The following is a 20,047-nucleotide window of genomic DNA, read 5'->3' on the forward strand; positions in this document are numbered from 1 at the left end:
GCTGCTTCAAGTTTGAATTCAGCACTAAATGTTTTTCTGGTTGTCGATCTCATGTGTTCACCTAAAGTCATCTACGAGGTAATAATATCACCTCTATTTAGGTGGCCAAAATTAGTGTGCCACTACAAGCCTTGTGTTTACAGAGCAATAGTTTTAGGTTGAATGGTTATGTTGCTCACTACTTAACACACCGTTTTTAAAGGTAAAAATGAACTTTGTATATGAATTCCTATATGTGCTGTCATTATCAAAACGCACTCAGTTAGCCCTGATTTTTGGTGTCGTTTTTCACTTTGTAATATTATTGATTGGCAAATACTACATCGCTGAAATTGAGTTCCAAGGAGTAATGAAGCCTTTAGAAGATGCCATTGTTGGGAAGTTATTACATAGGTACGATAAGGTAGCGTTATTCGTTCTGGATCTTGGCTTTTAAATGTTACCGTAAAGACCGCAAAAGACTATATAGCTTATAGTGATATTGCAGCCGAGACTTGTGAACTTACTGAACGTCCCCTATGTATTTACCGGTTGAACTCGCTTTAGGGTAAAGGGATTTTTTGACTGCCATGATGTTTTGCCGTTGAGCATAAAACAGACATCACCGCGAACTCTACCTAGCCAAAACCAGCCATGGCGCTCGACTTCCATTATTGAGGATGTATGGAAAAGGAAGGTATTCTCTTGTTCCGACCGCATAATGACTTAGTTCAATCGGGTAGCGAAGGCCTCTAGCCACCACACCTGAGTGATTTTATGAACAATATTGTTGGTGTTGGCAAATTACTGATGACCATTCCCGTAGGAAATATTCTAGGGGAAGGCGTGCTTTGGGATGATAAAACCCAATCCATTATTCAATTACAACTCAAAGTCTTCGAACCATTGCCATGCCGCACCGAGTAGGTTCATTTGGTCTGACGCAAAATGCAGATCAACTGATTGTCGCGTTTGATCGTGGTATAGCTTTATACCATTTAAAAACTAGAGAAGTACAATGGCTTGCTAAGCCAGAATCACACCTAACGAATAATAGATTTAACGACGGCCGAGTCGACAGGCAAGGGCGCTTCTGGGCCGGCACTATGGTTGAATCTATGGTCGAAAATGGCCCTTATCCAAGTAGTGATGCGGCACTTTACTGCGTAGGTCATCAAAGCCAATGCTTAAAAAAGTGTGCGAGAACATCAGCATTTCAAATGGACTCTGCTGGAGTCCAGATGGGCTAACTATGTACCATGCAGACTCACCAACAAATGAAATATTTCAATATGACTTTGATCCAAACACTGCATCAGTCAGCAATAAGCGTTCATTTGTCACAACAGAGCAAATGATTTTCCCTGATGGTTCTGAAGTCGATGCCGCTGGATATATTTGGAACGCTCAATGGGGTGGCGGCCAAGTGGTGCGTTATCGTCCCAACGGTCAAGTCGATCTTACGCTGACATTACCCGTCACCAATCCAACCAGTATTGCCATCGGTGGGCCAAACATGGACTAGCTCATCATCACCAGCGCAAAGCATTCCTTAAGTGCTGAACAATTATCAAATGAGTCCCAGGCAGGCGATGTATATATTTATCAGTTAGTCGGCATAAACGGACTGCAAAGTCATTTAGCCGAAATTTCCAAGATATTTACTTGAACGCCATCTTAGACAAGCAAATGCCAAATTGGCGAGAGCATCGTAATTTACTCAACAGTCTGCCATTGGCCTATGAAGATTGGCAATATTGATACCAGTCAAAAAGAACGCGTTGCTACGTGAATAATAGAGGACTATGCCAGCCAAGACTCTAATGAATTCACGTAGCTACGCGACACACAAGCCACTAAACTTCATTTTTCAAAACTTAAGTTGAGTAATTCCAGTGATTTAGGTGGTATTGATAACTTCAAGCAATGGATTGTTATACTTAGAACAAACCTTTACAGAGATTGATGGGCGAGGGCGGATAAGGGAGATAGTAGTAACATAGTCATGACTCGATTTTATTTGAACTATGCAATTAAGACTTAGTCCAATTTTAGCAACTAATGAGGGAAGGCGTATCAAGATATAGCTCATCAATGTTTTATTGAGTATGAGATTTTTGGGGTCTAAAGAGTATAAAGTGGGCCATGCGCTGAGATTTACTAGCTTCGCAATTCGCAACAGGTTAGGGCAGTGTACCCTCGACATACACAGTTTTTGTTGTCCATCATGATTCAATCAGATGAATACAGTTTGTTATTATGTGCATAAGCTATTATTCAAGAAAAATACAGTTTTACGCTAATGCCGATAACGTCATTTATCGGCATTCTTGGAGACTCAGATAACACTATTAACCGTTCAATGAACTTATTATTTACTGACACATTTGCTCAGTTCATTTCTAAAGATTCCATGTATCAATCAGTGGATTTATAGCCGGTAAGACAAATGTATCACTTAGCCAGAGTTTAGGTCGCTTTAACATCCGCTTCGATAGAGTCATATCATATCTTCGAACTTGAAGGCATTCTGCAAAAGTAAATCTGCTTTAAAGCTGTTACTGCGCGTTTTAAATGATTTCTTTCGCATATGGTTACACAAAATCTTAAAGCATTCACGTAGAGACGCGAAAATCCAATAGCTCAATGACATCTTCGATATCAGACTTTAGATGAAAATTTCAATCTAATCGAATAAGAAACCGTCCGTAATTTTTATCTGAATATCCATTTGCTAATCCTAGCTAGTCAAACAGCAAAAAATATCAGTAGGTTAGCTTGCTGCATAGATTCATGTTCATCATAAAGGTAAATCTCAGTCTGCCGCGAAATCTCATTCTGAGTGGCCACGAACAAACACACACGGGTGAAATATAATAAACATTAGCCATATTTAACATAATATACATTGTGCGCAGCTTTGTGTGGAAGGGATTAGGGGTCGATAATGTGGTAATTTATCTTCGCAATGAAAATATTTGATCGAATGAAAATGACCTTTCTCGTTGAAATTATTATCTATCTGGAAAAACTATCCTTATGGGCTTAATTTTCTTCCTACGTGAATGCTTTAGCGTTTTGGCTATGCTTGCCCGCAATTATTCACGTACAGACACCTCATCATGAGAGCATGAACCACTTCAGCACTTAAGGAATGTTTTGCGCTGGTGATGAGCCAGTCCATGTTGGGCTCACCTATGGCAATACTGGTTGGATTGGATGGTTTTATCCGCTTAAATGGAAATTATACTTCAGTGTAATTATGAGTTTATCATTCGTATTACTCCTAAAAGTTAAGCGCAAGCGCTCAGCTAAACAAACATTCTAAAGAAGCATTTTAAGAAATTATTTCAAGAAACCATTTAAGAATCTATCTTAATAAATTGAGTCACATGGATAATCGTAAGCGGCTCAGATTGATTAAATCAAAGCCGCTTTATTTTTTCATCTCATCCAATGACTCAAGGCCGTGCTAAGTGACAGCTTATGAGCTTTGAAAGCCTCAAGCGATTTTGCTACTGTTAGCACCCTCACACTTTTCGAATACGACTTATGCCCTCTTCATGGTTTTTCTTTGATGCGATCCCCGCCGATATATTTGCCCTACTCACCCTAAGCGCCGCATTTACCTCTTTTTTTACTGCCTGCTTTGGCATTGGTGGTGGCGTCATGCTTTTAGGCGTGATGGCGCAAGTGTTACCGCCGCAATTGATTATTCCATTGCATGGCGTGGTGCAATTGGGCTCGAACGGTGGCCGTGCCGTTCTAGGCTGGCGCCATATAGAATGGCGACTGATAGCGGCATTTTTCCCCGGTGCAATATTAGGGGCATTATTGGGGAGTGTTTTGTTAGTGGCGCTGCCACCATCAGTTATGTATCTCACCATTGCTGCATTTATTCTTTATTCATGTTGGGGTCCCAAACTGCCCAAAATGGTATTTGGTACTTTAGGGACACTTGCAGCTGGCGCCATAACCACGTTTATCTCGTTATTTGCAGGCGCAACTGGGCCATTAGTTGCGGCGTTTATTAAACAATTGGAAGTTGACCGTTTTCGCACCGTCGCCACTTTTGCCATGGCGATGTCACTGCAACACGGGGTTAAAATTGCGGTGTTTGAAGGCATGGGGGTATCGCTAGCGGATTGGTTGCCGCTGTTGATGTGCATGATTTTAAGCGGCACCATAGGCACGTGGATTGGGTTTAAAATGCTAAAACGCGTCGCCGATAAACATTTTCAAACCGCTTTTAGCATTGTACTGACGCTGTTGGCCATTCGATTAATTTGGCAGACGATTAGCCAGTGGTAGAGGCATAAAAAAGCAATAACTTTTAAATAGTTACTGCTTAGCGCCGCGCAACGCTGGCTCGACCAAGATGTCGTTAAGCGACCTCAATTTACAAACTGTTTGTTGCTATTTCACCTCTCTGAAATAGAACTGCTGCGAAATATTATTTTTCCAGACATCCTCAACGATATTATCGCCATTGGCATAAGACTCGCCTGCCACTTTCATCGATGAACAGCCCTTACGCGATACCACTCGCAGTGAACCGTTTGGCATAAACTCAGTTCGCCATTCACTGTCCGCCTGCTCGCAACCACCCAGATGCATCACTAAGCATTGGGCTTGTTTGTTCGCCTTTAGCTGCTTCGATTGCAGGCGGTAATAACCATCAGTGGTGGATGTTGCTTGCCATTGCTGGCAGGCATTAGCGGTAAATTCATGTTGAACCACATTGGCTCACCAAAGTTAGGCAGGCCTTTTTCATCACACTTACTTTTTCATCACACTTAAAGGGTTGAAAAGTTTCGCTTGTGGCGATTTTGGGGTGGCGTGGTTAATCTGGTGATTGACATCGAGCGGATGAGTGAGAATAATATGCGGCAGGTTGCAGAGAAGCCTGTCCGCAAAAGATGATATCACTCTGATAAATTAACAGCGTTGCGAATCGATTTCATATCGAACCCACAGCAATCAAATAAGTTTGGCTTAGCGGAATGCCAATAAACTTAGGAGAATTGTTTGTGAAACATGCAACAGCCAACACTTTCAAGCCCGCCAGTATCAATGTTGAACCTTCTGACATTGTGCCCTTGGCAGCCACCGCCCCCCCCTCCCACGGGAAATCTCATTCAGGCTTTCAGTCAAGATCTCAGTCAACAGAGTCCTTAGGTACGTTAGCTATCCCTACTTTGTATTTACGTTTTGCGTTACCCATGGCATTCGCCATGATGCTCAGCGGCAGTTACAACTTAGTTGACTCTTATTTTATTTTGAAATACATCGGCGCCGATGCATTGGCTGGGGTAACGATTGCCTTCCCGTTACAAATGATGATTTTCGCTTTAGCCTGCATGATAGGAAATGGGACTGCGACCTTAGTGAGCCGATTTTTAGGGGCAAACGAGTTTGATAAGGCGAGTCAAATCGCGAATACCGGTTTCGCGTTAGCCCTAGCTTGTGGCGTGATCGTCACTGTCGTGTCACTCACCCAGCTCGATAATCTATTAGCGTTTATTGGGATAAGCTCAACACTTGCCTTAGCTGCTACAGAGTATCTACAACCCATTATCTGTTTTAGTCTGTTCACCTTTTTGTTATCCCTTAGCGGCGATTTACTCAGAGCACAAGGCAAAGTCGTGGTGATGCTGCTGGTTATCTTGTTGTCGGCGGTTATGAACATTCTGTTCGATACACTCTTTATTGCCGTTTTGGAGATGGGCGTAAGTGGTGCGGCGTGGGCAACGGTAGCGGGCCAGTGTGTGAGTCTATTTATCGCCGTCGTCTATTTTGTTCCCAATAACCGCTTTGCCAATAAGCAGGCGCTTCATAGGCAAGCTGCCCAGCCTATTTGTTTTAGAATAGAGCAGATAAAGCTCAACCTCACTAAGATAAAAGCGATTCTTGGCTTAGGTAGCCCGATATTATTGTCATATCTTGGGATTGCCTGTGTGATCTCATTGGTAAATCATATTTTAGTCAGTCATTTAGCCAATGTAGTGCCCAATACGCCAGCGGCGAATGAGGTCGCGTACATGATCAGCGCTTATGGTTTGATCGGACGCTTTAATATCTTTATCGCCCTGCCGCTCATGGCTCTCACCAGTGCAGCACAAACGATCAGTGCCTATAACTATGGGGCGATGGCATCTTCTCGGGTATTAGCGTGTGCTAAATGGGGAATCGTCTTGACCTGCTGTTATCTGAGTGTTGTGACAATTATATTTATGGGGTTTCCTACCTCGGTATTTGGTGTTTTCACCGACAATCACTCACTCATTGCCGCCTGTATTAAGATTTCGAGTGTGACGTTTATCGCCTTACCTTTGGCGGGGATCACAGGTATTGCGATTGCTATGTATCAAGGCACAAACCGCCCTAAGCTTGCATTGCTATTATCTGGGATAAAAATCTATGGTTTGTTACTGCCCCTGCTGGTCCTGTTACCTCAACTATCCTTTACAGATATTTCATTTATCACAGGTGCATTAAACATTAATATCATGCCAAACGCTTTGATTGAGTTATGGATGGCCTTTCCAATTGCGGACATCTTAGCTTGTCTCTTGAGTTTATTGATCATCAGTATTTGGCCTTTCATTCACGTGCCGCGAGCAAATCGAGTCAGTCATGGAGGTAATGCAAAATGAAGTTAGCCAATATGAAAGACTCAAGCGCCATCGCATTAAATGAAACCAAAATTCGCGCTAAAAAGCTGCTCAAAGCTTGTCAGCAGGATGAGCCATCTGCCAAGCAAAGAGTCGCGACCTTAATAGCGAAGTTGGGCATCTTACACTTAGATCTCCAGCTTAAGCATTGCCAACAAGTGATTGCACGTGAGCTAGGCTTTATCGATTTTTATCATTGCCAGCGAGTCCTGTCGGGTCAAGCCATACTCGGGGATGATTGGGGAAACTTATTCCACACTAAGCAATGCGAGACGCTACTCAATCATTGGTTTACTGGCTATTTAGCCGCCCGTGATTTTAATGCACAAGCTGAAGGCACATTGTTACTCCCCTACAAGAAGCAGTTTTTTGTGGTGGAGCGGAAGGATTACTGTAATGCGCTGAATTTGTCGATAATTTCGCAACAGGTGGATAACGCCAGCGAACCGACAATCCTGCGGGATCTGGTGAGTAGCTATGCGAATGCAGACTGGAGCGCCTTTGCGCTGGCCATGATCCAACACAAATTACCCAAGGTGTAATGATGGCTGAGATTGTCAGTGCATCATCTTGAATGAGGAAATCTAGAGTGAAATGACAAAAACCAACAAGGCCATCAGTACTGATGGCCTTGTTGGTGAAATATGCTGGAGGCACTGCGTTTCGAATCAGAAACTCAAGGATAGAATAGCTATAATGCAAAAAGCCGCTAATTGCTTAGCGGCTTTTTGACTGAATATGGCGGAGGAGTAGGGATTTGAACCCTAGGTGGGCTATAAACCCACGCCGGTTTTCAAGACCGGTGCATTAAACCACTCTGCCACCCCTCCGAACGAGGCGCATAATATAAGTAAGTGTGTTGACTGTAAAGCACTAACTCTCAATTATGCGCCGATTGTTGCTATTACACTCAATCCACTGGATTTTGCTTCACATCGGCCACTATGCCGACACGTGCGGGATCTGGCTTAGTGAAATGTTTGGCAAAATCGCCCCACCCTTGTTGGCTCTTCAGCACATAACCGACCATAACTAAGATAGCGCAACATAGGATGCCCCAACCGATCGCTACTTCACCTAGGCTTGCCCACATAGCAACTAAGCTAGATGCACCAAAGGCAATGCTTATCTGCAAGAAATTCTGTAATCCTGCGGCCTTAGCGGCATTCAGACTAAATTGCTGTAGCGCGCTGTTCACGACTATCGGGTAAATGGCGCCATTAGCTGCGGCCAAAATAGAGAACGAAATAAGCAGTGGGAAAATAGTGCTTGCTGGGAAAATCAGCGTGAACATGATGATCGAAATAACGCAGGCTGCGAAAATCGACAATAAGATATTCAGCGTTTGATGCCCACCAATGCGTTTTATCAGTAACTTACTCGCATAACCACCGACAATAAACATGATGGTTTGCGGGATAAAGCTAAGGCCGATTTCAGTTGGCAGATAACCGTGCATTTCCATCACAATCGGCCATACGGTTAGATAAGCAAAGAAAGCACCGGAACAGGCGCCGAAGATCACGACGTTGCCTAAATAGCGGGTGTTTTTCAAAATTTGCCCATAAGATACCGCAGCATGTTCACTGTGTGTATGCTGACGCTTGCCTGGCACAAAGTACAAGGTCATCAATATCAGTAGAAAAGCGATAACACACAAAGAGATAAAGATTGCACGCCAGCCTAATTCGTTCAGAATGTAAGCGCCAAGGATCGGTGCTAATGCAGGCGATAATGCAACCAGTGGCATAATGTTGCTGAAAATACCTTGGGCTTTATCGGCATCATATTGTTCAACCACAATCGCTTGCCAAATAACCCCTGCACTACAGGCGCCAATCGCTTGGAAGAAGCGCGCGGTATTGAGCATCAGGATAGAATCACTGTTGGCAATAAACACGCTGGCAATGGCAAACACCACTAGGCCAAAGATCAGTGCCCAACGTTTGCCGATTTTATTGACTAAGGGGCCATAAAGTAGCTGACCTAAGGCAAGACCCGCCAGGAAACAGGTCAGCGACATCGCCACCTGTGATGGGGTACTGCTAAGTGAGCCTTCAATTGCTTTGAAAGCAGGCAAATACATGTCAGTGGCAATAAAGCCGAGCATGCTCAACATGGCTAAATAGAATAGAAACATAAAGAACTTTATGTTTACAAAGGTGTTACTAGACGTTTTCATAAAATAATCGGGTCGGATTGACTAAAGCGTGCAGTCTAATGACTTGTTAAATCTATTGGAAACGTTTATTTTTGACTTGTGCTATCAATTATTTTCATTGGAACGGACGTCAGCTATGCTCTCAGAACAAGCGCTAGAACTCATAGATATTGTGGCTCGTGTAGGAAGTTTCACCGCGGCGGCGAATCGGCTGCATAAAGTGCCCTCTGCCGTGAGCTACGCGGTCAAGCAAATAGAAGAAGAACTCGGCGTCATTCTTTTCGAACGTCATCATCGCAGCGTAACCTTAACGCCTGCGGGTGAACATTTTGTTAAGCAAGCCAGAACCTTGCTTACGCAGATGGACGAGATGAAGCGTGGCACGCAGCGCGTAGCCAACGGTTGGCAACCGACCTTGTCCATCGCGCTGGATAATATCGTCCGTGCCGATAGGATCAGCGTATTGATTGCTGACTTCTATCGGCATTTCCATGATATTGAATTGATTATTCGCATTGAGGTCTTTAACGGCGTTTGGGAAGCACTTGCCACGGGCCGCAGTGACATTGCAATTGGTGCAACAACCGCAATTCCGGTCGGCGGCGTGTACCAATATAAAGACATGGGCGATATTGAGTGGGCTTTTTTAGTCAGCAAAAATCATCCATTGGCCAATATTGACCGTCCGCTAAGCGACGATGAGCTGCGCCCTTTCCCATCGATTTGCCTAGAAGACACCTCAAGGGAAATTCCAAAACGTATGACCTGGTTGCTCGAAAATCAACGTCGCCTCGTTGTACCCGATTGGATCCGCGCCATTAACTGTTTCCGCGAAGGTTTAGGCGTTGGTTATATGCCAGTGCACTTAGCAAGTGTGTTTATTAAAGCGGGTGCGCTGGTTGAGAAACAGCTAGAAAATCCTAAGCAGACCAGCCCTTGCTGTCTCGCGTGGAATGCCGACAAGATGTCGCCTGCGCTCGCTTGGGTGCTGGAATATCTGGGCGATACTGAAAAATTGCATAAAGAGTGGCTGGCTTAAGCTTGGTTTAAACTCAATATGCTGATCTAGTCCTTATACTTGGCATTGAAATTAGCATTGGACTTGTCTTTGAAATCGGCATTGAAATTAACATTGAACTTGAAATAAGTTTTAACCAAGCATTCATGTGCTTAGTGGATAAAGATACGGATGCAGCCATCTCAATCCTCAGCGCTTAGCACTTAGCACTTAAGATTGATATGGGAGATGAGGTAAAATTTTTAAGATTAACAATTTGTTATTCATGGTTCTATGACTTTCACCCGTATCTCAGGTACGGTATCATGAATGCAGTTAAGTTCGTTTTAGGATTTTACGGGAACTTAGTGTGCTGTAAAAAATCAAAATGATCAGTTTGGAAATGTGTCAACGGAGATCAACATGACCCAAGAAACCTTATATTCGACAAGTGCGTCAACACTGGAAGTGAACAAACTTCTTAAAAACACTTATATGCTGTTGTCAATGACATTGGCCTTCTCTGCCCTGTGCGCTGGCTTGGCAATGGCATTAAATATCAGTCCATTACTCTCCATTGGCTTATCCATTGGTGGCCTAGTGCTGTTGTTTGTGACCTTACGTAAAGCCGAGTCTGCAGCGGGTATCTTCTGGGTATTTGCCTTTACTGGTATGGAAGGCGCGTCACTGGGCTACATGTTAAATCACTACGCAGGCATGGCAAACGGTCCACAACTGATCATGCAAGCACTGGGGTTAACGTCAGTGATTTTCGTTGCGTTATCAGCCTATGCGGTGACCACTAAGAAAGATTTCTCTTTTCTACGTGGGTTCTTGTTCGCTGGCTTGATTGTGGTGATTGCTGCAGCCGTAATTAACATCTTTATGGGTAACAGCATTGCCTTTATGGCGATTAACGCCGGTATTGCATTATTGATGACAGGTTTTATTCTGTTTGATACTAGCCGAATTGTGAACGGTGGCGAGACGAATTACATTCGCGCAACTATCTCATTATACTTAGATTTCTTAAACCTCTTCATCGCGCTGTTGCACCTTATGGGCATAGGCAACGATGACTAATCCTAGTTAGCGATTTTTAGCTTAACTTGCGTTAGAATGGCCCTACTTTTAGGGCCATTTTTATTTTAAATGAGCAAATTTATTATCCAAGTGAACGGGCCCGCTTATGGCACGTCGGCTAGTGTTAACGCCTTACGCTTTTCCCAAGCTGCACTTTTGGCTGGGCATCAGATTATCTGTGTGTTTTTTTATCAAGACGGCGTGTATAACTCCACAGATTTAAGCTTACCCGCCTCCGATGAAAACGATGTGATCAGTGACTGGAAACAGCTCGCGCAATCCCATCAGCTCCCGTTAGTCAATTGCGTTTCAGCAGCGCTGCGCCGTGGGATTGTGAGCAAGCAAGATGCCAGCGAGAATGGCCTGAGCCACTGGAATGTGGGCGAGTCATTTATCATGGGCGGTTTAGGCGAGCTTGTCACCGGCATTGAATCGGCCGATCGTTTGATCAGTTTTTAACTCTCAGGGTGACTATGAAAAAATTGTGTATCCTATTTCGCTGTTCGCCACACGGTACTGTTCGTGGCCGCGAAGGTTTAGATCTCGCCCTGCTGAGCGCCAGCTTTGAGCAAGAAGTGAGTTTAGTCTTTGTCGATGAAGGTGTGCTGCATTTGATTAAAGATCAACAGCCTGAGCTTATCGGCGCTAAAGATTACATCTCCACCTTTAAAGCACTGCCGCTGTACGATATCGAGTCGGTATTTGTCTGTAAGCAATCCTTAGCCGACTACGGCTTAAGCCATGGCTTACTGTCAGTTCCTGTTACTGTGGTCAACGATGAGGCCATCGCTGCCCATTTAAAACAGGTGGATGAGGTCTTAGTATTCTGATGATTTTACATCATATTCAAACATCTCCCAGCCGAGATAGTGCGTTGAAACTCTGCTTACGTTACGCCTGTAAGGAAGATGCGATTCTACTATCGAGCGATGGCGTGAACGCGTTACTGCTGCGTCAATGGGCAATGGCATTATCGCCCTTCAAGCTCATGGTCTTAAAAGACGATGTCGTCGCACGCGGCCTATCTGAGCGTTTAAAGAACGTGACGCTTATCGATTACAATGAGTTTGTGGCTCAATCATTACTCCATGACAAGGTGATAACGTGGTAAATCCATTGCAATTTAATGGCGCAGAAATCGCCCGTGACCATCAAGGTTATTTAAAAGATCTCAACGATTGGCAACCAGATATGGCTTTACTATTGGCGGCAGAAGAGCAAATCGTGCTTACGCCCGCCCATTGGGAAGTGATTAACTTTGTTCGCGATTTTTATCTTGAATACAAAACGAGCCCTGCTATTCGCGTATTAGTCAAAGCTATTGGCCAAGCTTTAGGGCCAGACAAAGGCAATTCAAAATACTTATATACCTTGTTCCCTATTGGCCCTGCAAAACAAGCGACCAAAATTGCAGGCCTGCCAAAGCCAGCTAAATGCATTTAATCGTATAGGTTAAGTCATCACACTTAACTCAATATCGAACGTAAGCGTCAAATGTGAGCATTGAACATAAACATGGCACAAACAAAAAAGGCATGTTCCCTTGGGAAACATGCCTTTCTTTTTACTTGAACAAAGTTAATAGGGTTATTTGACGTTTTCTAACACAACCCAGACGGCTTTGCCTATGGTCGCCAACATCACCGCAAAAAATACAGCAATGACAGCGGTATAGGAAAGCCAACGGAGATAGCGCTGGCCTTTATCCATAGTATTATTTTGCGTTCCATTAGCCTATTTGAGTCAAGCCGCCCATGTATGGACGCAGCACTTCTGGGATTGTGATACTGCCATCGGCATTTTGATAGTTTTCTAAAATAGCGACTAAGGTACGACCCACAGCTAAACCGGAACCGTTTAAGGTATGCAGTAACGCGGGCTTATTGTCTGCTTTCACGCGGTAGCGCGCTTGCATACGACGGGCTTGGAAATCCTTCATGTTTGAGCAAGAAGAAATTTCACGATAAGTGTTTTGTGCAGGTAACCAGACTTCGATGTCGTAGGTTTTGCTTGAGCCAAAGCCCATATCGCCAGTACATAAAATCACAGTACGGTACGGTAGACCTAAACGTTGCAATACCGTTTCAGCATGACCTGTTAGCGCTTCGAGCGCCGCCATTGAATCTTCCGGCTTAACGATTTGCACCATTTCAACTTTATCGAACTGATGCTGACGGATCAGACCGCGAGTGTCTTTGCCGTATGAGCCCGCTTCGCTGCGGAAACATGCGGTATGCGCGGTTAATTTAATCGGCAGCTCGTCTTCATCAACAATGCTATCGCGCACTAAGTTGGTTAATGGCACTTCGGCCGTTGGGATCAAGCTCAAACCCTGACCTTCTTCGGTGGCAGGTTTCGTGTGGAACAAGTCTTCACCAAACTTAGGCAGTTGACCTGTGCCCAGCAAGCTTGCCTCGTTAACCAGTAACGGCACATAGGCTTCGGTATAACCGTGCTCTGTGGTGTGCAAGTCCAGCATGAACTGACCAATGGCGCGGTTTAAGCGAGCAACTTGGCCTTTCATCACGATGAAACGTGAGCCAGTTATTTTCACTGCATTTTTAAAATCTAAACCGTTTAAGCCTTCGCCTAAATCGATATGATCTTTAATTGGGAAATCAAACGTGCGTGGCGTACTCCAGCGGCGAACTTCAACGTTCTCCGTTTCATCGGCACCGATTGGCGCGGATTCGTCTGGCAGGTTGGGCATTGACATGGCAATGGCATTGACTTCTTCAAGCACGGCCGCCAGTTCAATCTTTTTGGCATCCAGCTGTGAACCTAAATCGCCCACTTGCGCCATGATCGCTTCAACATCTTCACCACGGGCTTTAGCTTGGCCAATGGATTTGGAGATGGCATTACGCGACGCTTGTAATTCTTCGGTAGCCACTTGCAGTGACTTACGCTTTTCTTCTAATTGAGTGAGGTGAGCTATGTCTAAAATAAAGCCACGGGTGGCCAGTCGCTCAGCGGTAACTTCTAATTCGTTGCGCAAAAATTTAGGATCTAACATGTGATATATTCTTAATAGTTAAATGCGAGAAAAAACCAGTTGCTGACCTAAGTACACCATGAATAAACATAGACTTAGATTCAACACCACATTCAAAGTCGCCTTCAGCCAATCCCCTTCTTGCAACAGCAATAAGGTTTCATTAGAGAAAGTCGAAAACGTTGTCAAAGCGCCCAACAGGCCGATACCGATCAGCGCTTTGAGTTCTGGGCTGATATGACTCATTTGCCCCAGTGCGTAAATTACGCCCATTAAAAATGAACCGAGGACATTAACCAACAGTGTACCAAAAGGAAAACTGCTGCCAAATACTTGGATCATGAATATTGAAATAAGATAGCGAAAAACAGCCCCAATTGAACCACCTAGCGCCACAAGTAAGAAATTATTCATATCTTTTATGCTCGCTGGCTTGATCTAACTGGGCTAATTGCGCCAACTTATCTTTGATTCGCTTCTCGAACCCTCGCTCAGTCGGAAAATAAAACTGCGCTGTTTGCAGGGATTCTGGGAAATAATTTTCACCACTGGCATAGGCATTGGCTTCATCGTGGGCATATCGATACCCTGCTCCCATGCCAATGTCTTTCATTAACTGAGTCGGTGCATTGCGTAAATGGTGCGGTACTTCGACTTGCCCAGTATCGCGAGCTAACTCACGCGCGGCCTTAAATGCGGTATAGACAGCATTGCTCTTTGGCGCGCTGGCAAGATAAACAATGGCTTGCGCTATTGCTCGCTCGCCTTCGGCTGGGCCAACACGGTGAAAACAATCCCAAGCATTAAGCGCTATGGTCATCGCCGCAGGATCGGCATTGCCGACATCTTCAGAGGCAATCGCCAGTAAGCGCCTTGCGACATACAGCGGATCGCCGCCGCCTTCTAATATTCGACAAAACCAATACAGCGCCGCATCGGGTGCTGAACCGCGGATTGATTTATGGACGGCTGAGATTAAATCGTAAAACTGATCGCCGTTCTTATCGAATCCGGCAACTTGGTGCCCCGCCACTTGGATCAACATCTCAGTGGTAAAGGTGCCGCCATCGACGAGCATATCGCTCATCAACTCAATAAGATTTAAAGCCTTACGGGCATCACCATCACAAAGTTGCGCCAGAGTGGTGAGTACATCGGTTGGCATCACAAATTGGCGTTGGCCTAAGCCGCGCTCGGTATCGCTTAAGGCTTGAGTCACTATATGGGCAATCTCATCATGGCTTAAGCGCTTGATAAGATAAACCCGTGCCCGCGAGAGCAAGGCATTGTTGATTTCAAAGGATGGGTTTTCAGTGGTCGCACCGATAAAAATCACAGTGCCATCTTCAATAAATGGCAGAAAGGCATCCTGCTGGCTTTTATTGAATCGGTGGACTTCATCGACAAACAATAACGTGCGTTGACCACGGGATTCAGCCACGGCTTTCGCTTGCTCAATCGCTGCGCGAATATCTTTGACGCCAGAGGTGACCGCAGAGATGCGTTCAACGTGCGCATTTGAATAATGTGCAATTAATTCGGCTAAGGTCGTTTTACCTGTGCCCGGCGGCCCCCACAACATCATGGAATGGGCGCGCCCCGCTTCCAATGCTTTGCGTAGCGGCTGGTCTTCACCCAGTAAATGGGCTTGGCCTATGTACTCAGCGATCGTTCTTGGCCGCATGCGTGCGGCCAAGGGACGAAAGTCGGGGGCGAAATTAAAGGATAAACTGCTCACGCTATCGCCTAGTGCGCTGTTTTACGACGTTGATCATCAACATCGACATTATCAGGCAGCACAAAGCTGAACAGCGCTTTGTCTTTATCAGTAATCGCTTGCTGATTGCTCAAATCAAATTGGCTCAAAATACCTTTGTCATCGGCAACATTAAAGTTGGCTAACTGGGCATTTTTGAAACACACCTTGACAGACAAAATACCCGAATCAATCGCCTTAGGTTTGATCTCATAGCAGTCTTGTTGCTTAGTGACTGAATACTGTGACCAAGTGGCATCGTCGCGGTGGACTAACAAGGCGATAGGCGAAGCATTAATGGCCTCGGCAAAATCCATGATGACCACTTCTTCGGCGAAGGGATTGTAGATCCATAAATCTTTACCATCGGCGACAATTTGCGATTCATCGGGCTGAGTTAAATGCCAATAAAACTGATTTGGATAGGCCAATGCAAAGATACCAGAACCCGTCTGAATGACCTTTTTATTGACGTCAGTGACGGTTTGTTTGAAATCGGCTTTTAGTGAAGCAGTACCAATTAACTTGTCTCTTAACTGCTGCGCATCATCGGCAAACACAGTCGCGCTAAATAGTAAAGGTGAAGCTAACAACACAGCGCATAATCGTTTTTTCATTTTATTCCTTACCCTGTAAAACCCTTGGGTGTATCAAAGCCACGCCTTAGCGCGGCTTAATAATGTTTTGGTGCCGGCGGCGCTAAGACTTCACGGTTACCGTTGTGGCCTTGAGCCGAAACGATACCTTGGGCTTCCATCTGTTCAATAATGCGCGCTGCACGGTTATAACCAATCTTAAATTTACGCTGTACGCTTGAAATCGAGCCGCGACGGGTTTCAGTCACAAAGGCGACGGCTTCATCGTAGAGTGGATCATATTCTTCATCGGTTTCTGCGGTTTCACCCGGTAGTAAGACTTGCTCACCATCGCTGGCACCATTGAGAATTTCATCGATATATTGCGGTTTACCACGGGCACACCAATCGGCAACAACGCGGTGAACTTCATGGTCATCAACAAAGGCGCCATGGACACGGTTTGGAACCGCGGTACCCGGTGGTAGGAATAACATATCCCCCATACCGAGTAAGGTTTCAGCACCCTGTTGGTCTAAAATGGTGCGCGAATCGATACGCGATGATACTTGGAACGCCATACGTGTCGGAATGTTAGCTTTAATCAAGCCAGTAATCACATCCACTGACGGTCTTTGGGTTGCTAGGATCAAATGTATGCCTGCGGCACGGGCCTTTTGCGCGATACGGGCAATCAACTCTTCCACTTTTTTACCGACAATCATCATCATGTCGGCAAATTCATCGACCACGACAACAATCGATGGCAGCTTATCTAACGCAGGCGCTTCAGGCTCCATGCTGTCGGATGACTTCCACATAGGATCTAAAATCACTTCGCCATTGGCTTTCGCCTCGGCAATTTTGGCGTTATAGCCCTTGATGTTACGCACGCCCATCATAGACATTAGCTTGTAGCGACGTTCCATCTCGCCCACACACCAACGCAGTGCATTGGCGGCCTCTTTCATATCGGTAACCACTTCACAGAGCAAATGCGGAATGCCTTCATAGACAGACAGTTCCAACATCTTGGGGTCGATCATGATAAAGCGCACATCTTCTGGGCCAGACTTATACAGTAAGCTGGTGATCATCACGTTTACGCCCACAGACTTACCAGAACCTGTGGTACCGGCAACTAATAAATGCGGCATTTTTCCAAGGTCAACCACGACTGGGTCGCCGGCAATATCTTGGCCTAACACCATAGTTAAGTTGGATTTACTGTCGGTAAAGGCGGCGCAATCTAACACATCGCGCATAAACACGGTTTCGCGGAATTTGTTCGGCAATTCGAGTCCGACATAAGCCTTGCCTGGGATAACTTCAACCACGCGCACACTTTCAGCCAGCAGTGAACGGGCTAAATCCTTCGACAGATTAGAGATTTTTGACGCTTTAACGCCAGGCGCTAATTCTAATTCGAAGCGCGTGATCACAGGACCTGGATACACACCCACCACATTGGCGATGATGTTGAAATCGGCTAACTTCACTTCAACTAGACGAGCGACTTGATCTAACTCTTCTGGGCTGATCGGGTTTTTCTTACGATCTGGCACATCAAGCAAATTGATACTGGGTAACGGGTCCATTGGTTTTTTTGGCGCGGGTTTATCTTCTTGTCCCGGTAACACCACAATGCCATCCACAATCTTCGCTTTTTGATCTTGCTTCTTACGCTGGGCTTGATTCACGGCGCCCGTTGAGGCTTTTGTATCAAAATCAATGACGTCATCATCGGTAAAGCCTAAGCTTTCATCGTCATCTTCCGCCAAGGTTTGGCTGTTAAACACTGGCTCATTGTCGTCGTGATCGAATGAATGAGAATTGAAATCGGCTCTTTCTTGCTCATCATTTCTTGCATGTTGAGGTTCAGCTAACCAAGGTGGCGCTTCAAAATTGCCATGGGCGGCAAAATCCTCTTGATCGATTTGAGGCTCAACCCTTTGTGCATTTTTGCTTTTACTGCCATTCAAACTCAAAATTTTTGCAAGGGCCGATAGCTTGGTTTTTTGCGGCGCAACTTCTTCAATATTAATGCTTTCGGTAATAAACCCTTCATCTGCGGCAGTAGACAGGGTTGGGGTTATTTCGGCTCTGCGGCCAATATGACGTTCACGCACCTTTGGCGTTGCAACGACTGGCGGCTTCTCAAGCACGTATTGTGATTCGCGGCGCTGTTTAAACTTATCAACCACAGACATAAAACCACGGGTATCTTCGGTTTCACGCTCACGTTTCATCGCTTGCGGTAATAATTTAAGTTTCTTATAAATCCAAATAGAGATTAAGCCGATTTTCTCGACCACGGTCAGCCAGCTGATCCCCGTCAACAGGGTAAAGCCAGAACCTAAGAAGCACAGCAGCAATAAGGTGGTGCCGAGTTTATTAAAATACGGCAGCATGGCTTGGCCGATCACATCGCCCGCCACCCCGCCTGCCGAAAACTCGTAGATATTGTTGGCGTTCATACTCGCCAACGCAGAAAACCCAAGGATGATCAGCAAAAATCCAATCAATCTCAGGGCCACTGAAAAGTAATCAACTTCGAGCAAATGATGGGCGCGTTTGAACAGCAGCCAGCCGGTCGACGCGACAATGATTGGCATGATGTAAGCCGTGACGCCGAAGAAATATAACAGAATATCGGCTATCCAAGCCCCTACTGCTCCGGTCCAGTTTTTAATATCGCCTTGAAAATGCGACTGACTCCAACCAGGATCAGACGGACTAAAACTCGTCAATGCGAGTAAAATATAAGTGGCGAGGACACAACAAATGATAAGTCCGCCTTCCAGCAGACGTTGCAGGCCAGTGAGCGTGCGTACACTATTTCCTTGAGACAAACGACGTAATCCATAAAAAGTGAAAACAGGTGGCCTAACGATACCAGAATCCCACTAAATGTGGAGCACATTAGCCTGTTTTTCTGTGCAGAATTGGCCATGATTGGCAAAAATTAACCTATTGGGGTGTTTAAGTGTGCTTTTGGAGAGGAATGAGTTATTACACAAACACTTCCGTTAACAACTCTGCTTAAAAATGCCACAAAAATAAGCCCCTAAGTTGGCGAACTTAAGGGCTATAACAAGGTTAGTCGTCGTAGTTGTTTAACGGGATAGTTGTGCTGACTTAAACAATAAATAAGGGGCCTAAGCCCCTTATTGTAAAACCAAACAATCAGGGTAATTTAGATATCTGAGAGTAGATGATTTATCGCTACGCGACTGGTGTGTTTAACCTCTTCCATCACGACATAAGTGCGCGTGTCGGAAACAGAAGGTAATTTCAACAAGGTTTCACCTAACAAGCGACGATAAGCCGACATATCTGAAACACGAGTTTTCAGTAAGTAGTCAAAATCGCCTGAAACCAGATGACATTCTTGAATGTCGTCGAGTAACTGCACTGCACGGTTAAACTTATCAAACACTTCGGGAGTATCACGGCTTAAGGTGATTTCCACGAATACCAGTAGGGATGCACCCAGGAAATGAGGATTGACCAATGCGGTATAGCCATTGATATAACCTTGCTTTTCGAGTCGTTTCACTCTTTCTAAACACGGAGTTGGACTAAGTCCGACTCTTTTTGATAATTCCACATTAGAAATGCGGCCATCAAGTTGTAATTCGTTAAGAATGTTGCGATCGATGCGATCCAAGTCTTTTACAGGACTCTTTTTATTATATGCCATTTATTTAACCTTGCTTTATCACTAAAACAACATTTTATTCTACGTATGCCGAAAGTTCAGCAGCATAAACTGCGTCGCCGATACTATACTAGATATCCCTGAATTAATCACGTTCAGGTCACGA

The 20,047-nt window shown here is 45.0% G+C and carries 21 protein-coding genes, 1 tRNA gene and 1 pseudogene; 12 read left to right on the plus strand and 11 right to left on the minus strand.

Annotation, left to right across the window (positions count from 1 at the left end; genetic code table 11):
- Positions 1–505: 505 nt before the first annotated feature.
- Positions 506–648, minus strand: a pseudogene (locus tag MO387_RS14265) (IS4 family transposase); the annotation flags it as partial.
- A gap of 108 nt (positions 649–756) precedes the next feature.
- Here MO387_RS14265 and MO387_RS14270 point away from each other — a divergent pair.
- The 4 genes from MO387_RS14270 (at position 757) to MO387_RS14280 (ending at position 4,290) form a co-directional block, all read left to right on the plus strand.
- Complete coding sequence (locus MO387_RS14270) at positions 757–906, plus strand: hypothetical protein (RefSeq protein WP_234421015.1); 150 nt, start codon at positions 757–759, stop codon at positions 904–906.
- Complete coding sequence (locus MO387_RS21190; protein WP_267897853.1) at positions 891–1,229, plus strand: SMP-30/gluconolactonase/LRE family protein; 339 nt, start codon at positions 891–893, stop codon at positions 1,227–1,229. The genes MO387_RS14270 and MO387_RS21190 overlap by 16 nt, the downstream gene beginning before the upstream one ends.
- Positions 1,163–1,504 carry an SMP-30/gluconolactonase/LRE family protein gene (locus MO387_RS21195; protein ID WP_267897854.1) on the plus strand — a complete coding sequence of 114 codons (342 nt, stop codon included), beginning with the start codon at positions 1,163–1,165 and terminating at the stop codon, positions 1,502–1,504. The genes MO387_RS21190 and MO387_RS21195 overlap by 67 nt, the downstream gene beginning before the upstream one ends.
- A 2,027-nt stretch (positions 1,505–3,531) precedes the next feature.
- A complete protein-coding gene (locus MO387_RS14280; protein ID WP_107947526.1) occupies positions 3,532–4,290 on the plus strand; it encodes a sulfite exporter TauE/SafE family protein in 759 nt (252 codons plus the stop codon).
- 105 nt (positions 4,291–4,395) lie between these two features.
- Here the strand turns inward: MO387_RS14280 and MO387_RS14285 are convergent, their stop codons facing one another.
- Complete coding sequence (locus MO387_RS14285; protein ID WP_063882983.1) at positions 4,396–4,719, minus strand: RICIN domain-containing protein; 324 nt, start codon at positions 4,717–4,719, stop codon at positions 4,396–4,398.
- A gap of 290 nt (positions 4,720–5,009) precedes the next feature.
- Here MO387_RS14285 and MO387_RS14290 point away from each other — a divergent pair, with 290 nt between their 5' ends.
- Together MO387_RS14290 and MO387_RS14295 are read left to right on the plus strand one after the other, a co-directional pair.
- Complete coding sequence (locus MO387_RS14290) at positions 5,010–6,635, plus strand: MATE family efflux transporter (protein WP_107947528.1); 1,626 nt, start codon at positions 5,010–5,012, stop codon at positions 6,633–6,635.
- Positions 6,632–7,195, plus strand: coding sequence for a hypothetical protein (locus tag MO387_RS14295; RefSeq protein WP_107947530.1), 564 nt, complete (start codon positions 6,632–6,634; stop codon positions 7,193–7,195). The genes MO387_RS14290 and MO387_RS14295 overlap by 4 nt, the downstream gene beginning before the upstream one ends.
- A 197-nt stretch (positions 7,196–7,392) precedes the next feature.
- On the opposite strand, the gene MO387_RS14300 is transcribed toward MO387_RS14295, so the two are convergent.
- Both MO387_RS14300 and punC read right to left on the minus strand, forming a co-directional pair.
- A tRNA-Ser gene (locus MO387_RS14300) sits at positions 7,393–7,483 on the minus strand.
- Positions 7,484–7,563: 80 nt separating this feature from the next.
- Positions 7,564–8,835 carry a purine nucleoside transporter PunC gene (gene punC / locus MO387_RS14305; RefSeq protein WP_107947533.1) on the minus strand — a complete coding sequence of 424 codons (1,272 nt, stop codon included), beginning with the start codon at positions 8,833–8,835 and terminating at the stop codon, positions 7,564–7,566.
- 115 nt (positions 8,836–8,950) lie between these two features.
- Here punC and punR point away from each other — a divergent pair, with 115 nt between their 5' ends.
- The 6 genes from punR (at position 8,951) to MO387_RS14335 (ending at position 12,337) form a co-directional block, all read left to right on the plus strand.
- The gene (gene punR, locus MO387_RS14310; protein ID WP_011846842.1) at positions 8,951–9,853 is read left to right on the plus strand and encodes a DNA-binding transcriptional activator PunR; all 903 of its coding nucleotides are present in this window, start codon (positions 8,951–8,953) and stop codon (positions 9,851–9,853) included.
- Between the two features lie 381 nt (positions 9,854–10,234).
- Entirely contained in the window at positions 10,235–10,894 is a 660-nt protein-coding gene (locus MO387_RS14315; protein WP_006081638.1) for a Bax inhibitor-1/YccA family protein, read from the plus strand.
- A gap of 69 nt (positions 10,895–10,963) precedes the next feature.
- Positions 10,964–11,353, plus strand: coding sequence for a sulfurtransferase complex subunit TusD (tusD, locus tag MO387_RS14320; protein WP_012089235.1), 390 nt, complete (start codon positions 10,964–10,966; stop codon positions 11,351–11,353).
- A 14-nt stretch (positions 11,354–11,367) separates the two neighbouring features.
- Positions 11,368–11,724 carry a sulfurtransferase complex subunit TusC gene (gene tusC / locus MO387_RS14325; RefSeq protein WP_063882974.1) on the plus strand — a complete coding sequence of 119 codons (357 nt, stop codon included), beginning with the start codon at positions 11,368–11,370 and terminating at the stop codon, positions 11,722–11,724.
- On the plus strand, positions 11,724–12,005 hold the full coding sequence (tusB, locus tag MO387_RS14330; protein WP_006081641.1) for a sulfurtransferase complex subunit TusB: 282 nt from the start codon (positions 11,724–11,726) through the stop codon (positions 12,003–12,005). Before tusC ends, tusB begins: the two co-directional genes overlap by 1 nt.
- The gene (locus MO387_RS14335) at positions 11,999–12,337 is read left to right on the plus strand and encodes a TusE/DsrC/DsvC family sulfur relay protein (protein ID WP_006081642.1); all 339 of its coding nucleotides are present in this window, start codon (positions 11,999–12,001) and stop codon (positions 12,335–12,337) included. Before tusB ends, MO387_RS14335 begins: the two co-directional genes overlap by 7 nt.
- Before the next feature lie 144 nt (positions 12,338–12,481).
- On the opposite strand, the gene MO387_RS21200 is transcribed toward MO387_RS14335, so the two are convergent.
- The 7 genes from MO387_RS21200 to lrp all read right to left on the minus strand — a co-directional run bounded on the left by MO387_RS21200 (position 12,482) and on the right by lrp (position 19,923).
- Positions 12,482–12,604 carry a hypothetical protein gene (locus tag MO387_RS21200; RefSeq protein WP_006081643.1) on the minus strand — a complete coding sequence of 41 codons (123 nt, stop codon included), beginning with the start codon at positions 12,602–12,604 and terminating at the stop codon, positions 12,482–12,484.
- A 19-nt stretch (positions 12,605–12,623) separates the two neighbouring features.
- Positions 12,624–13,910, minus strand: a complete 1,287-nt coding sequence (gene serS / locus MO387_RS14340; RefSeq protein WP_107947535.1) for a serine--tRNA ligase — start codon at positions 13,908–13,910, stop codon at positions 12,624–12,626.
- An 18-nt stretch (positions 13,911–13,928) separates the two neighbouring features.
- The gene (crcB, locus tag MO387_RS14345) at positions 13,929–14,303 is read right to left on the minus strand and encodes a fluoride efflux transporter CrcB (RefSeq protein ID WP_242326350.1); all 375 of its coding nucleotides are present in this window, start codon (positions 14,301–14,303) and stop codon (positions 13,929–13,931) included.
- A complete protein-coding gene (locus MO387_RS14350; RefSeq protein WP_242326352.1) occupies positions 14,296–15,627 on the minus strand; it encodes a replication-associated recombination protein A in 1,332 nt (443 codons plus the stop codon). The genes crcB and MO387_RS14350 overlap by 8 nt, the downstream gene beginning before the upstream one ends.
- Before the next feature lie 8 nt (positions 15,628–15,635).
- The gene (gene lolA / locus MO387_RS14355; protein WP_242326354.1) at positions 15,636–16,262 is read right to left on the minus strand and encodes an outer membrane lipoprotein chaperone LolA; all 627 of its coding nucleotides are present in this window, start codon (positions 16,260–16,262) and stop codon (positions 15,636–15,638) included.
- 56 nt (positions 16,263–16,318) lie between these two features.
- Positions 16,319–19,072 carry a DNA translocase FtsK 4TM domain-containing protein gene (locus MO387_RS14360; protein ID WP_107947542.1) on the minus strand — a complete coding sequence of 918 codons (2,754 nt, stop codon included), beginning with the start codon at positions 19,070–19,072 and terminating at the stop codon, positions 16,319–16,321.
- Between the two features lie 344 nt (positions 19,073–19,416).
- On the minus strand, positions 19,417–19,923 hold the full coding sequence (lrp, locus tag MO387_RS14365) for a leucine-responsive transcriptional regulator Lrp (RefSeq protein ID WP_006081649.1): 507 nt from the start codon (positions 19,921–19,923) through the stop codon (positions 19,417–19,419).
- Positions 19,924–20,047 lie beyond the last annotated feature (124 nt).

The organism is Shewanella sp. N2AIL, from assembly GCF_022690845.1.
GTDB lineage: Bacteria > Pseudomonadota > Gammaproteobacteria > Enterobacterales > Shewanellaceae > Shewanella > Shewanella baltica.

Bases quoted from the DNA above. Each gene is read 5' to 3' on its own strand.
- MO387_RS14270 (WP_234421015.1), top strand. From the start codon at position 757: ATGAACAATATTGTTGGTGTTGGCAAATTACTGATGACCATTCCCGTA.
- MO387_RS21190 (WP_267897853.1), top strand. From the start codon at position 891: ATGCCGCACCGAGTAGGTTCATTTGGTCTGACGCAAAATGCAGATCAA.
- MO387_RS21195 (WP_267897854.1), top strand. From the start codon at position 1,163: ATGCTTAAAAAAGTGTGCGAGAACATCAGCATTTCAAATGGACTCTGC.
- MO387_RS14280 (WP_107947526.1), top strand. From the start codon at position 3,532: ATGCCCTCTTCATGGTTTTTCTTTGATGCGATCCCCGCCGATATATTT.
- MO387_RS14295 (WP_107947530.1), top strand. From the start codon at position 6,632: ATGAAGTTAGCCAATATGAAAGACTCAAGCGCCATCGCATTAAATGAA.
- punC (WP_107947533.1), bottom strand. From the start codon at position 8,835: ATGAAAACGTCTAGTAACACCTTTGTAAACATAAAGTTCTTTATGTTT.
- punR (WP_011846842.1), top strand. From the start codon at position 8,951: ATGCTCTCAGAACAAGCGCTAGAACTCATAGATATTGTGGCTCGTGTA.
- MO387_RS14315 (WP_006081638.1), top strand. From the start codon at position 10,235: ATGACCCAAGAAACCTTATATTCGACAAGTGCGTCAACACTGGAAGTG.
- tusD (WP_012089235.1), top strand. From the start codon at position 10,964: ATGAGCAAATTTATTATCCAAGTGAACGGGCCCGCTTATGGCACGTCG.
- tusC (WP_063882974.1), top strand. From the start codon at position 11,368: ATGAAAAAATTGTGTATCCTATTTCGCTGTTCGCCACACGGTACTGTT.
- tusB (WP_006081641.1), top strand. From the start codon at position 11,724: ATGATTTTACATCATATTCAAACATCTCCCAGCCGAGATAGTGCGTTG.
- MO387_RS21200 (WP_006081643.1), bottom strand. From the start codon at position 12,604: ATGGATAAAGGCCAGCGCTATCTCCGTTGGCTTTCCTATACCGCTGTC.
- serS (WP_107947535.1), bottom strand. From the start codon at position 13,910: ATGTTAGATCCTAAATTTTTGCGCAACGAATTAGAAGTTACCGCTGAG.
- crcB (WP_242326350.1), bottom strand. From the start codon at position 14,303: ATGAATAATTTCTTACTTGTGGCGCTAGGTGGTTCAATTGGGGCTGTT.
- lolA (WP_242326354.1), bottom strand. From the start codon at position 16,262: ATGAAAAAACGATTATGCGCTGTGTTGTTAGCTTCACCTTTACTATTT.
- lrp (WP_006081649.1), bottom strand. From the start codon at position 19,923: ATGGCATATAATAAAAAGAGTCCTGTAAAAGACTTGGATCGCATCGAT.